This is a genomic window from Actimicrobium antarcticum (genome assembly GCF_039536745.1).
GTDB classification, from domain to species: domain Bacteria; phylum Pseudomonadota; class Gammaproteobacteria; order Burkholderiales; family Burkholderiaceae_D; genus Actimicrobium; species Actimicrobium antarcticum.
The window spans coordinates 807,851-820,356 of record NZ_BAAAZE010000008.1 but is presented as its reverse complement, the minus strand read 5'-3'; the positions used below and the strand labels follow the sequence as shown (position 1 = coordinate 820,356).

The following is a 12,506-nucleotide window of genomic DNA, read 5'->3' as shown; positions in this document are numbered from 1 at the left end:
TTCACGCTTGCTGCTGAATTTGGTGGAAAAGAACCTGGCGCGACACCTCGTCAAACCGAGGTGAGCTGACCGGAAGTCGGCGCTGGAGCGGCCAGACGCTGAAATGGGCTGAAATCGGTATCGACGCAAGTTTTATAATGGCGTCCTGATTCTTTCTGCGCACCTGCGACATCCACGATGCCTACGACCATTCCCGACGACTCAACCATCATTCATGCGACACGACACTGGCTGGAAGCAGCCGTGATCGGTCTGAACCTCTGTCCATTCGCCAAGGCAGTGCATGTGCGAGAACAAATTCGCTACGTGGTGAGTTCGGCCACCACCGAGCATGACTTGCTGGACGTGTTGACCAGTGAGCTACGCGCATTGTCCGAGGCTGATCCGGCACAGGTCGAGACAACACTGCTGATCCATCCGGCGATGCTGACGGATTTTCTCGATTACAACGAATTTCTGGATGTGGCCGATCAGGCGCTCTGTGATCTTGAACTCGACGGCATCCTGCAAATCGCCAGTTTTCATCCGCAGTACCAGTTCGCCGGCACCCAAGCCGATGATATCGACAATTACACCAACCGTTCGCCGTACCCTACGCTGCATTTGCTGCGGGAGAGCAGCCTCGATCGCGCTGTTGCTGCGTTTCCGGAAGCCGCCACCATCTTCGAGCGCAATATCGACACACTGCGTCGGCTCGGTCATCAGGGCTGGAACGACCTCGGCGTGGAACCCGCTGATGACGCGTCATCGAAACGTGCCGATAAATCCGCCTGATCGCTCGATACAGAGCAACACATTTCCCTCAAGTATTTTCAAATAGTAATAACTGCCTCCTGATCACTTGAGAATTATCAAAATAACATCAACATCACTGTCTAAACTGAATCCGCAGGCAAAAGTTATCTTGAAGCTATGCGTTTGTTTGTCTGGCGATGTCCAGCGCAGTTCACGAGGATGACAACACGGCTAATTCTGGTCAACTACTGAGGGGCGCCAAGTTGTCTCTCGGGCTTCAGTCTAGCCGCCGTAAATACGTGTTGATTCCGACAACTTCGCTATTACTTGAACAAACAGCTAATTTATTTAAAACAATGTTTACGTGAAAAAAACCGGCTGGAAATGCAACTGTATGGATTTGTTGTAGTCAAAGCATTAATTGCCAAAAACCCACAGTAGTTGCGAATTTCCTTGTACACTTAACTTGCCTTATGGAATTATTTAGAATATGACCACTCAGTTAGAACACACCATGACTAGTAATCGACTTTCAGACCAATTAGCCTACGATCCCAATAATTTACTGGATTCGTTAATTGATAAACTCAGCTTGAAAAACGACGCCGCGTTGTCTCGTGCGCTCGAAGTTGCTCCTCCGGTGATCAGCAAGATTCGTCATCGTCGCTTGCCGGTTGGCGCGTCACTGCTCATCCGCATGCACGAAGTCAGCGATCTGAGCATCCGCGACCTGCGCGTCCTGATGGGCGACCGGCGCGATAAATTCCGGATCAGCGACAAGCAATTCAAGCCAAAAGAAAATGGCACCGACTCGGACGAGTCATAAAAAAACAGGATCAGCCGATATCATCGCCTGATCCTGTTTTTACATTGATGCGTACGCTACAACGCTACGATTGAGGCTGGACCGGTTTATGGTCGAGACGCGGTGCGTTTGAGCACGGCATCGACGTCAATCAGGCCGGGAATATTCCGGTAGACAAATAGCGGTCACCCCGATCGCAAACGATAAACACGATGGTAGCATTTTCGACGGTCTGCGAAATACGCAAGGCAACTTCGCATGCACCAGCGGCAGACGGACCGCAAAACACCCCCTCCTCGGCAGCAAGTCGACGCGCCATCGTTTCTGCTGCCGACTGGCTCACATTCTCTACCCGATCCACGCGCGACCTGTCAAAAATGCGCGGCAAATAGGCTTCCGGCCATTTCCGGATACCCGGAATTTGCGATCCTTCTTCCGGCTGTGCACCAATAATCTGGACGGCAGGATTTTTTTCCTTCAGATAATGCGAGACACCCATGATGGTGCCGGTGGTTCCCATCGCACTGACGAAATGCGTTACCGCACCATGGGTATCGCGCCAGATTTCAGGTCCCGTGCTTGTGTAATGTGCAGACGGATTATCCTGATTGGCAAACTGATCGAGAATGAGGCCCTCACCATCTTTCTGCATTTTTTCGGCAAGATCGCGGGCATATTCCATGCCGCCTGTTTTGGGTGTCAAAATAATCCTGGCACCATAGGCAGCCATGCTTTGCTTGCGTTCTTCGCTCAGATTTTCAGGCATCAGCAACACCATCTTGTAACCGCGCATCGCCGCTACCATCGCGAGGGCGATGCCGGTATTGCCGCTGGTGGCTTCGATGAGGGTGTCGCCGGGTTTGATGGTGCCACGCTCCTCGGCATGCCGGATCATCGATAATGCCGCCCGATCCTTGACCGAACCGGCCGGATTGTTGCCTTCGAGCTTACCCAGAATAATATTGTTGCGCTGGCGCACGCTGTCGCCACCAATCAGTTTGAGCTGGATTAACGGCGTATTGCCGATGGTATCTTCGAGAGTCAGGTAGGCCATGGAGTCACGTCGCAATTGAGTAAGCTGCCCATTCTAAACGCAGACGTCGCGCCGTGTGCTGGTGCATGCCCGGCACCGTCGGCACCAGCGCTGCACAGCTTACTTTTTTGGACCGGTATCGCGCTCGCCAGGCACCTCGCCAGCCCGGCCTGCTGCGCTGGCAGCGACCTTGCCATTGCCTGCGACAGATGACTGCCGGGGCTGGCCATCCACCGTCAACCCCGCATCGGACAACCGCATCGCGCTTTTGATCTTGATACCGTTGACCCGGTTTTCAAGGTCCGGCCAACCTTTGAACGGCCCGCCTTTTTTGCGTTCGTCGAGTATGGTCCGGGACAATTTCGGGCCGATACCGCGGATGCCATCCAGTGCGGCCTGGTCGGCCTTGTTGATCTCCACCGGCGTCTGGGCCAGTGCGATCCCGATTGAAGCAACAAGGCCAGCAACAGCCAGTACTATTTTTTTGAACATGGTTTGCCCTCGATAAAGTGGATGCAATGGAGAACACCAAGTATTTATCGAGGCAAGGGCCGCCCAGCACTTTTAGCGCGCCCGCACAGCAATCCCCCCGCCACCAGAGAAATGTGCGTCAGCCAAACAACTCTTCACTGGTCACAGTTGCCGTTCCCAGCTTGCCGACGACTATTCCACCGGCCTTGTTGGCCAGCCGCACCGCGTCCGGCAAGGATTTTCCGGCACCGAGCATGACTGCCATCGTCGCGATGACGGTGTCTCCGGCGCCAGAGACATCGTAGACTTCGCGCGCCATGGCCGGCATGTGCAGCACTTCGGCCTCCGTGAACAAGGTCATGCCTTCTTCGGAACGCGTCAGCAACAGCGCTTCGAGACGCAAGTTCTGACGCAACAGCTGCGCCTTGGCAATCAGCTCGTTTTCATCGCGCCAGCTACCCACCACACGCCTGAATTCGGACTTGTTCGGCGTCAGCAGCGAGGCACCGGCATACCGCTCGAAATCGTCCCCTTTCGGATCGACCAGCGTGCGTTTGCCGAGCTGCGTTGCGGCAGCGATCATGTCGGCGACATTGACCAGACTGCCCTTGGCGTAGTCAGACAGGACGACGACCGCGTAATCCGGCAACAGCGCATTGAAGCGCGTCAGTTTGTCGCGCAGCACGAACTCGCTCGGGGCTTCTTCAAAATCAATCCGCAGCAACTGTTGCTGTCGACCGATGACACGCAACTTGATGATCGTTGCAATGGCCGCGTCGCGACTCAGGAAGCTGCCGATCTGTAGATCAGTCAACTGCCGCTCGATGATATCGGCGGCTTCATCATTGCCGACGACGCCGAGCAACCCGACCTGCGCGCCCAGCATTGCGGCATTGCGTGCCACGTTGGCAGCACCGCCAAGACGCTCTTCGCGACGCTCGACCCGCACGATCGGCACCGGTGCCTCGGGCGAGATCCGGTTGACTTCGCCAAACCAGTAACGGTCGAGCATGATGTCGCCGGCCACCAGTATCCGGCTATCGGCGAAAGAAGGAAGCACAGCCATGATCAGGCCCGCGTCAGGATTGAGCGGCCGATGCCGTGGTACTCGAAACCGGCTGTCGCCATGGCTTCCGGCTCGAACAGATTGCGGCCATCAAAAATTACAGGTGCCTTTAGTAGCGTTTTGAGTAACCCGAAATCAGGGCTGCGGAAGGCTTTCCATTCGGTCACGATCGCCAGCGCATCCGCGTCTTTCAAAGCGTCGTTCGGGCTATCGCAAAAGTGGATGCGGGAGACTGCAGCCGCGTCCCCGGCAAAGTCCAGCGCGAGGGCACGCCGTGCTTCGGGCATCGCCACCGGATCGAATACGGCAACCGATGCCCCACGCTGCAGCAGTTCGTTGATCAGCACACGCGACGATGCCTCGCGCATGTCATCGGTATTGGGCTTGAAGGCCAATCCCCAGATCGCAAAGCGCCGGCCACTGAGATCTTCGCCGAAGCGACGCACGATTTTTGTGCCGAGCACATGCTTCTGGTGATTGTTGACCGCTTCGACCGCGCGCAGGATCAACAGGTCCTGGCCATATTCCCGTGCCGTACGTTCGAGCGCCTGTACATCTTTCGGGAAACACGATCCGCCATAGCCGCAGCCGGCGTACAGAAAGCTGTAACCTATGCGCGGATCGGAACCAATCCCCTGTCGTACCGCTTCGATATCGACGCCGACATGATCGGCCAGGTTGGCAAGTTCGTTCATGAACGAGATCCGCGTGGCGAGCATGGCATTGGCGGCGTATTTGGTGAACTCGGCTGACCGGACATCCATCCAGAAGGTGCGTTCATGATGCCGGTTGAACGGCGCGTACAGCTTCTTCATCAATTGACGCGCCTGCTCGCCGGCAGGCGTTGCGTCGCAACCGATCACGATCCGGTCCGGCCGCATGAAGTCCTCGACTGCAGCGCCTTCTTTCAGGAACTCCGGGTTCGAGACCACCGAGAACAGTGCTTCGCTGGCACGCTGAGACAGCTCGCCTTGCACCGCCGCACTGACCTTGTCAGCGGTACCGACCGGCACCGTCGATTTATCAACGATCACCTTGAAGCCGGTCATGTGCCGACCGATATTGCGGGCCGCAGCCAGCACGTACTGCAGGTCTGCCGAACCGTCTTCATCTGGCGGCGTACCCACTGCAATGAACTGGATATCACCGTGCGCGACACTGGCCGCCACATCCGTCGAAAACGTCATCCGCCCCGCAGCACGATTGCGCGCGACGACATCGCCCAGCCCGGGTTCGTGGATCGGAATCCCGCCGTCGTTGAGCAGATCGATTTTGCGTTGATCCAGGTCGAGACAAAAAACATCGTTTCCGAGTTCGGCCAGACAGGCCCCGGTGACAAGTCCGACATAGCCGGTACCGACAATCGTGATTTTCATGGAGATCTTTTACAAGTGTGCGCGGCCGCAGCCACGCAGGTTAATTCATGACATTGAGCTCTTCGGTGCGGCGCGGCGGATAGGTTTCCCAACGGCTGCAACCCGGACACTGCCAGTAAAACTGGCGCGCCTTGAAGCCGCAGTGACTGCATTGGTAACGTGCCAGCTTTTGTGCATACCCATGCACCAGATTTTTTACCAGCGACAGTTCGGGGCGGACTTCCGGCGGCGCATCCATCAGGCGCGCATCCAGCAATTTATCCAGCCCGAGCAGGGTGGGCGTGCGCCGCAGTTCATTGCTCACCAGTTGATTCGCTGCTTCGACGCCATCAAGTTCCAGCACGGCCTTGAAGACCACTTCCAGCAAGTCGATCGAGGAAGCTTCCGCCAGATATGATTTCAGCAGATTGGCGCCTTCTTGCGGACGCCCCAGCGCGCGATAGCCATCCATCAATCGCTGTGCCACCAGTGCCACGTGCGGCACGCTTTGCTGCTCGACCCGGCGCCATGCCAGCAAGGCGGCTTCAATATCACCCTTGGCCAGGTGGACATCGCCGATCAGCAAGGTCGCGCGGACATTCTTGCGATCGGCAGAGAGCGCTTTTTCAAGGACTTCCAGCGCGGCATCGGCGTGGGTATGCACCAGTTCATCCTGTGCGATTTCACAGTAAAACTGCGCGATTTCCTTTTGCCGGCCGCCTGCGCCCGACTCCTGCAGTGCATACGCGGCCTCGATAGCGCGGGTCCATTCCTTTTCGCGCTGATAGATCTCGAGCAGTGCACGACGCGCCTGTGCACTGTATTGCGTTTCCACAAGACGGTTGAAGGTTTCTTCCGCCCTGTCGAGCAGCCCGGCCTTCAGGTAATCCTGGCCCAGTTCGTATTGCGCGTGGACCTGATGTTCCAGCGGCAGATCTGGCCGGGCGAGCAGATTCTGGTGCACACGAATTGCGCGCTCGGTCTCGCCGCGGCGGCGAAACAGGTTACCCAGCGCAAAGTGCAACTCAACCGTCTCGGGGTCCAGCTTGACGATTTCGATGAACGCGTCGATGGCCTTGTCAGGCTGTTCGTTGAGTAAAAAATTCAATCCTTTGAAATAGCCTCGGGGCAGGCTGCGCGATTCGGAAAGCAATTGCCGGATATCGACACGCGCCGCAATCCAGCCCAATCCGAAAAAGACCGGTATGCCAAGTAACCACCAGATTTCAAATTCCATACGGTACCCGGGTGTTCAGTGATAAACGGGGATTACACAATTCATTTGCTCACGATCGAATCGGGTTGTGGAGGCTGGCTGCGGCTTGCCCGGGTCATTTCCTGCTCTTGCTGCATGGTCGCGATCACCTTTCGGTGCCGGCTCAGTTCACGGCGCTGACGTACGAACGACGGCAGCATACCAAACACGCCCAGGATGGCGCCGATCATGAAAAAGCTGAATAGCAGTAATACGAGCGGTCCACGTATTTCATAGCCGAGGAAAAAGTTTAGGGCAGCTTCTTGCGTGTTCTTGATGGCAAAGCCAAAGAAAATAATCGCAGCACAGGCGGATAGAATCTTGAACAAAAATTTCATGGGCATCACTCTCCTAGTTGGCCAGGACGATATCAGGTACATCAAACATGGTGCGGACAACCATGCTCCTCGGTACAACGCTGGTCGTTACTGCAACCCCCTGACGGCACCGCGCAATCCGGACATGCGATGACCACCTCCCGATCAGATGAGGCGCAGCAAAATTGTACGTGAAAAAAAACGGCATCCTAGGATGCCGTTTCATTTTTTGCAAACAACTCAGTCTTCCATGATCGGTTGCCCGACCATGGCATCGACCCGCTCACGCAGCTCTTTGCCTGGCTTGAAATGCGGCACCCGTTTTTCGGGAACCATCACCTTGTCGCCCGACTTCGGGTTGCGACCTATCCGCGGCGGCCTGCTATTCAGCGAAAAGCTGCCGAAACCGCGGATCTCGATGCGCTGACCGGTCGCGAGCGCGTCGGTCATTGCATCAAGTATGGTCTTGACCGCGTAATCCGCATCCTTCGCAACCAGCTGCGGATACCGTTCGGCCAAGCGAGCAATCAGCTCTGACTTTGTCATCTACAGACTCGGCAACATTAGTTCTTGTTGTCGAATTTAGCTTTGAGCAATGCGCCCAGGCTGGTTGTGCCGGAAGCAGCGTTCGAATCCGAAGCCGTCGACATCTTGCGCATTTCTTCTTGCGTTTCGACATTGTCTTTGGCTTTGATCGACAACTGGATACCACGTGCCTTGCGGTCGATGTTCAGAACCATGGCTTCGACGGTATCGCCAACCTTCAGGTGCGTACCGGCATCTTCCACGCGGTCGCGGGAGATTTCGGAAGCGCGCAGGTAGCCCTCGACTTCTTCGGACAACTGGATCACGGCGCCCTTAGGCTCGACCATTTTCACGGTACCGGTCACCAGCGAGCCCTTGTCGTTCATGGCTGCGAAGTTGTTGAACGGATCGCCTTCGAGTTGCTTGACGCCCAGTGAAACACGCTCGCGCTCGACATCGATGGCCAACACGATGGCTTCGAGCTCGTCGCCTTTTTTGAAGCGGCGAACCGCTTCTTCGCCTGTTTCGGTCCACGACAGATCCGACAGATGCACCAGACCGTCGATGTTGCCAGCCAGGCCGATGAACACGCCGAAGTCGGTGATCGACTTGATCGCTCCGCGGACTTTGTCGCCCTTCTTGTGGGTGACAGCAAAGTCATCCCAAGGATTGGCTTTGCATTGCTTCATGCCGAGGCTGATACGACGACGCTCTTCGTCGATTTCCAGAACCATGACTTCAACTTCGTCGCCCAGTTGGACAACCTTGTTTGGCGCCACGTTCTTGTTGGTCCAGTCCATTTCAGACACGTGGACCAGGCCTTCGATACCCTGCTCGACTTCAACGAATGCGCCGTAGTCGGTGAGGTTCGTGACTTTACCGAACAGACGGGTGCTTTGTGGATAACGACGTGACAGACCGGTCCAAGGGTCGTCGCCCAATTGCTTGACGCCCAGCGAAACGCGGTTCTTTTCCTGATCGTACTTGAGGACCTTGGCAGTGATTTCCTGACCGACGGTCAGCACTTCCGATGGATGACGCACACGACGCCATGCCAGATCGGTGATGTGCAACAGGCCATCGATGCCGCCCAGGTCCACGAATGCGCCATAGTCGGTGATGTTCTTGACGATACCGGTAACGACGGTACCTTCTTTCAGCGTTTCCATCAGTTTCTGACGCTCTTCACCCATCGACGCTTCGATGACGGCGCGGCGTGACAGAACGACGTTGTTGCGCTTGCGGTCAAGTTTGATGACCTTGAATTCGAGGGTCTTGCCTTCGAACGGGGTGGTGTCCTTGACTGGACGGGTATCGACCAGCGAACCTGGCAGGAACGCGCGAATGCCGTTGGTCAGAACGGTCAGACCGCCCTTGACCTTGCCATTGACGGTACCGATAACGATCTCGCCGGACTCCATCGCTTTTTCGAGCGAGAGCCACGATGCGAGGCGCTTGGCCTTGTCGCGGGACAGGATGGTGTCGCCGAAACCGTTTTCCAACGATTCGATGGCAACAGAAATGAAATCACCGACGTTGACTTCGAGCTCGCCATTGTCGTTTTTGAATTCTTCGATGGGAATGAACGCTTCTGACTTCAGGCCGGCGTTGACGATAACGAAGTTATGGTCAAGACGGACGACTTCAGCAGAGATCACTTCGCCGGAACGCATGTCCTGGCGTAACAACGATTCTTCAAAAAGAGCGGCAAAACTTTCCATACCAACAGCGGATTCAGTAGATGTGACAGTAGTCATAGCGAGGTTTTGAGCAGGTTGCCAATAGTGGTGTCGTTCAACGTGAACGGACCAGATAGAGGGTTAGGTTTGTTTGTGTCTCACAGTGCTTTGCGCGCTGCGGGACTCCGGTTATTGCTTGCGATGTTGCTTGCGATGTTGCTTGTATTCAGATGCAGGTGCATTTGTTCAATTGCCGGCGGGGTGCGAATCATCCCGCTTTCGTATGGCTGCATACCAGGCCAGCACCTGGTTGATTGCGGCTTCCGCAGTCATGTCCGAGGTCTCCAGCATATATGCATCCTCGGCTGGCTTGAGCGGTGCAATGGCGCGGTTAGCATCACGCGCATCACGTTCGTTCAGGTCTTTCAGGAGGTCGTGCATAGTAGCAGAGATTCCCTTGCCTATCAATTGCTTGTACCGCCGCGCCGCGCGCGCGTCGGCGCTGGCAGTCAGAAACACCTTCAGCGTGGCACGCGGAAAAATCACCGTGCCCATATCGCGTCCATCCGCGACCAGTCCGGGCGGCACCCGAAAGCCCAGTTGCAAGGCATACAGCGCTTGCCGCACCGTCGGCAACGTGGCGATGCGGGAAGCAAAGTTGCCGACCGCCTCGGCACGAATGGCTGCCGTCACGTCGTCGTTGGATAAAAACACATGCTCGCCATTGAAGTGGCAATGCAACGCTGCTGCTGCCTTGGCCAGTCCGTGCTCGTCGACCGGATCGACGCCCTTGCGGATCGCCGACAAGGCCGTGAGCCGATACAGCGCACCGGAGTCGAGATAATGGAATCCCAGCCTGAGCGCAACCTGGTGCGCAACCGTACCTTTGCCGGAGGCCGTCGGGCCATCAATGGCGATGACGGGGATTTTTGAATGGGACATGGTGTGAGATTTTTCTTGTGATGGAACGACTACCCGCCGAAGGTGCGAACCGACGTTAGTATAAAAGCGGCATTCATAGGAACCGGGTCAGATTACTCCGGAACGTGCAACGGTAGCGAATACCTCGAAGTAATCGGGGAATGTCTTGGCCACGCATTCCGGATCGTTGATGCGTACATGCGCACCTTTCTGGGCGAACCCGTCGAGGGACGCCAGCGAAAAACACATGGCCATCCGGTGGTCGTCGTAGGTATCAATGGCCGCAGTATGCAATACCGCAGGCGGCGTCACGCGCAGGAAATCTGCCCCTTCTTCGACGCTCGCACCCAGCTTGCGCAGTTCGGTGGCCATCGCATGAATACGGTCGGTTTCCTTGACCCGCCAGCTACCGATATTGCGCAGCGTGCTCGGCCCATCGGCGTACAACGCGGCAATCGCAATCGTCATCGCGGCATCGGGGATGTGATTGAAATCGGCGTCGATCGCGGTCAGGATGCCGTTCGAACGGGCTTCGATCCAGTTGTCACCCAGCGTGACCGTCGCGCCCATTTGCTGCAACGCCTCGACGAAACGCACATCCCCCTGGATGCTGTCGCGCCCGACGCCTTCGACCCGCACCGGCCCGCCGGCAATCGCGCCGGCTGCCAGAAAATAGGATGCCGACGACGCGTCACCTTCGACATGGATGATGCCCGGACTGCAATAACGTTGGCCCGCAGCGATGGTGAACGCCTGCCAGCCATCCCGCTCGACTTCGACGCCGAAGCGCCGCATCAGGTTGAGCGTGATCTCGATATACGGCTTTGAAATCAGCTCGCCTACCACCGTGATCGTCACCGACTGCTGCCGTGCAATCAATGGCGCGACCATTAGCAAGGCCGTCAGGAACTGGCTGGAGACATTGCCGCGCACCTGCAAGCCCTGCGGCGTGATCTGGCCCGACCGGATATGCAGCGGCGGAAACCCTGCCGCGCCGGTGTACTCGATCTGCGCACCGATCGCATTGAGCGCATCGACCAGGTCACCGATCGGCCGCTCGTGCATGCGTGCCACGCCATGCAGCGTGTAGTCGCCACCGAGCACGGCCAATGCGGCCGTCAGCGGACGGATCGCGGTGCCGGCATTGCCCATGAACAGGTCGGCATGCTGATTCGGAAAAGCGCCTGCAGCCCCCGGCACCGTGTAGTCCTGCGAGTCGCCGATCTGCTGCCATTGAATACCGAGCGACTGTAACGCCGCCAGCATCACGTCGGTGTCATCCGACGCCAGCAAATCCTTGATGTGGGTGATGCCGTCGGCCAGTGCCGCTAGCAGCAAAATACGGTTCGAGATACTTTTTGAGCCGGGCAAACGGACCACGCCTTGCGCCTGCTGCGCTGGCGCCAGATCGATATGGGAAGGGTAATGTCGCATCAGTCGCCGCCTTGTTTGTGTTGCTGTTCAGCCGCTTCGATGGAAGCAATCCAGCTGTGCCGGGCCCGCTGTGCGTTCGCGTATATCGCCTCTAACGCTGCGCCATCCCGGTTTGCCAACATCTGGCGCAGGTCCTGCAATTTGTCGAGATACGCATCGAGCTCGCCGAGCAACGCAGGCTGGTTGGCCAGTGAAATATCGCGCCACATTTCCGGCGAGGATCCGGCGATGCGCGTGAAGTCGCGGAAGCCGCTGGCGGCGTACTGGAACAGCAAACCGGCATGCGGCTTTTGGGCGATATCGTCGACCAGCGCATAAGACAGCAGGTGCGGCAAATGACTCACGGCAGCAAACACGCGATCGTGTTCGGCCGCATCGAGACGATGGATCACGGCGCCACAAGCCTGCCAGGCCGAGGCCACGCGCGCGATGTCGTCGGCGCTGTTTTCCGGCAACGCAGTGAGCACGACTTTTTTGCCCACGTAAAGATCTGCGATCGCTGCTTCCGGGCCGTTCTGCTCGCGTCCTGCGATCGGATGACCGGGAATGAACTGGCCGATCTTGTCGCCCAGTGCGGCCCGTGCCGCAGCGACGACATCGGACTTGGTGCTACCGGCATCGGTGACGACGGTTCCCGGCTGCAAATGGGGCGCGACCGCGCGCAGAATCGCGCCGGTCTGCGCGACGGGTGCGGCAATCAGCACCAGGTCGGCATCGCGCATAGCGTCCTCGACCGAGACGGCAATCTCGTCAATGATGCCGAGCGCCTGGGCCCGCACCAGCGCGTCGACAGTGCGGCCGACCCCGACGAATCGTGCGGTACTGCCAGAGTGCCGGAGTGCACGCGCAAACGAGCCACCAATCAGGCCGACACCAAAAATGGCAATTTTTTTAAGCACGACAGCCATCC

Annotated in this window: 13 protein-coding genes; 2 read left to right on the top strand and 11 right to left on the bottom strand. The window is 57.3% G+C overall.

The window, feature by feature from the left end; translation table 11 throughout:
• Positions 1-177 precede the first annotated feature (177 nt).
• The gene (locus ABD720_RS11710; protein ID WP_344763467.1) at positions 178-774 is read left to right on the top strand and encodes a DUF1415 domain-containing protein; all 597 of its coding nucleotides are present in this window, start codon (positions 178-180) and stop codon (positions 772-774) included.
• 451 nt (positions 775-1,225) lie between these two features.
• Positions 1,226-1,561 carry a hypothetical protein gene (locus ABD720_RS11705; RefSeq protein ID WP_344763466.1) on the top strand — a complete coding sequence of 112 codons (336 nt, stop codon included), beginning with the start codon at positions 1,226-1,228 and terminating at the stop codon, positions 1,559-1,561.
• Between the two features lie 130 nt (positions 1,562-1,691).
• Here ABD720_RS11705 and cysM read toward each other — a convergent pair whose 3' ends face one another.
• The 11 genes from cysM to ABD720_RS11650 form a co-directional block, all read right to left on the bottom strand.
• Positions 1,692-2,594 carry a cysteine synthase CysM gene (gene cysM, locus ABD720_RS11700; protein WP_344763465.1) on the bottom strand — a complete coding sequence of 301 codons (903 nt, stop codon included), beginning with the start codon at positions 2,592-2,594 and terminating at the stop codon, positions 1,692-1,694.
• A 99-nt stretch (positions 2,595-2,693) separates the two neighbouring features.
• On the bottom strand, positions 2,694-3,065 hold the full coding sequence (locus ABD720_RS11695; RefSeq protein WP_344763464.1) for a ComEA family DNA-binding protein: 372 nt from the start codon (positions 3,063-3,065) through the stop codon (positions 2,694-2,696).
• 118 nt (positions 3,066-3,183) lie between these two features.
• Positions 3,184-4,110 carry a D-glycero-beta-D-manno-heptose-7-phosphate kinase gene (gene rfaE1 / locus ABD720_RS11690; RefSeq protein ID WP_344763463.1) on the bottom strand — a complete coding sequence of 309 codons (927 nt, stop codon included), beginning with the start codon at positions 4,108-4,110 and terminating at the stop codon, positions 3,184-3,186.
• Positions 4,111-4,112: 2 nt separating this feature from the next.
• The gene (locus tag ABD720_RS11685) at positions 4,113-5,486 is read right to left on the bottom strand and encodes a UDP-glucose dehydrogenase family protein (RefSeq protein ID WP_344763462.1); all 1,374 of its coding nucleotides are present in this window, start codon (positions 5,484-5,486) and stop codon (positions 4,113-4,115) included.
• A 40-nt stretch (positions 5,487-5,526) separates the two neighbouring features.
• The gene (gene lapB, locus ABD720_RS11680) at positions 5,527-6,702 is read right to left on the bottom strand and encodes a lipopolysaccharide assembly protein LapB (RefSeq protein ID WP_344763461.1); all 1,176 of its coding nucleotides are present in this window, start codon (positions 6,700-6,702) and stop codon (positions 5,527-5,529) included.
• 41 nt (positions 6,703-6,743) lie between these two features.
• Entirely contained in the window at positions 6,744-7,058 is a 315-nt protein-coding gene (locus ABD720_RS11675; protein WP_344763460.1) for a LapA family protein, read from the bottom strand.
• Between the two features lie 219 nt (positions 7,059-7,277).
• Complete coding sequence (locus tag ABD720_RS11670) at positions 7,278-7,583, bottom strand: integration host factor subunit beta (protein WP_344763459.1); 306 nt, start codon at positions 7,581-7,583, stop codon at positions 7,278-7,280.
• Positions 7,584-7,600: 17 nt separating this feature from the next.
• Positions 7,601-9,319 (bottom strand): 30S ribosomal protein S1, encoded by a 1,719-nt coding sequence (gene rpsA / locus ABD720_RS11665; RefSeq protein ID WP_344763458.1) that lies wholly within the window; start codon positions 9,317-9,319, stop codon positions 7,601-7,603.
• A 168-nt stretch (positions 9,320-9,487) separates the two neighbouring features.
• Positions 9,488-10,183, bottom strand: coding sequence for a (d)CMP kinase (gene cmk / locus ABD720_RS11660; RefSeq protein ID WP_344763457.1), 696 nt, complete (start codon positions 10,181-10,183; stop codon positions 9,488-9,490).
• Positions 10,184-10,270: 87 nt separating this feature from the next.
• Positions 10,271-11,596 (bottom strand): 3-phosphoshikimate 1-carboxyvinyltransferase, encoded by a 1,326-nt coding sequence (gene aroA / locus ABD720_RS11655; protein ID WP_344763456.1) that lies wholly within the window; start codon positions 11,594-11,596, stop codon positions 10,271-10,273.
• Positions 11,596-12,504 (bottom strand): prephenate dehydrogenase, encoded by a 909-nt coding sequence (locus tag ABD720_RS11650; RefSeq protein ID WP_344763455.1) that lies wholly within the window; start codon positions 12,502-12,504, stop codon positions 11,596-11,598. Before ABD720_RS11650 ends, aroA begins: the two co-directional genes overlap by 1 nt.
• Positions 12,505-12,506 lie beyond the last annotated feature (2 nt).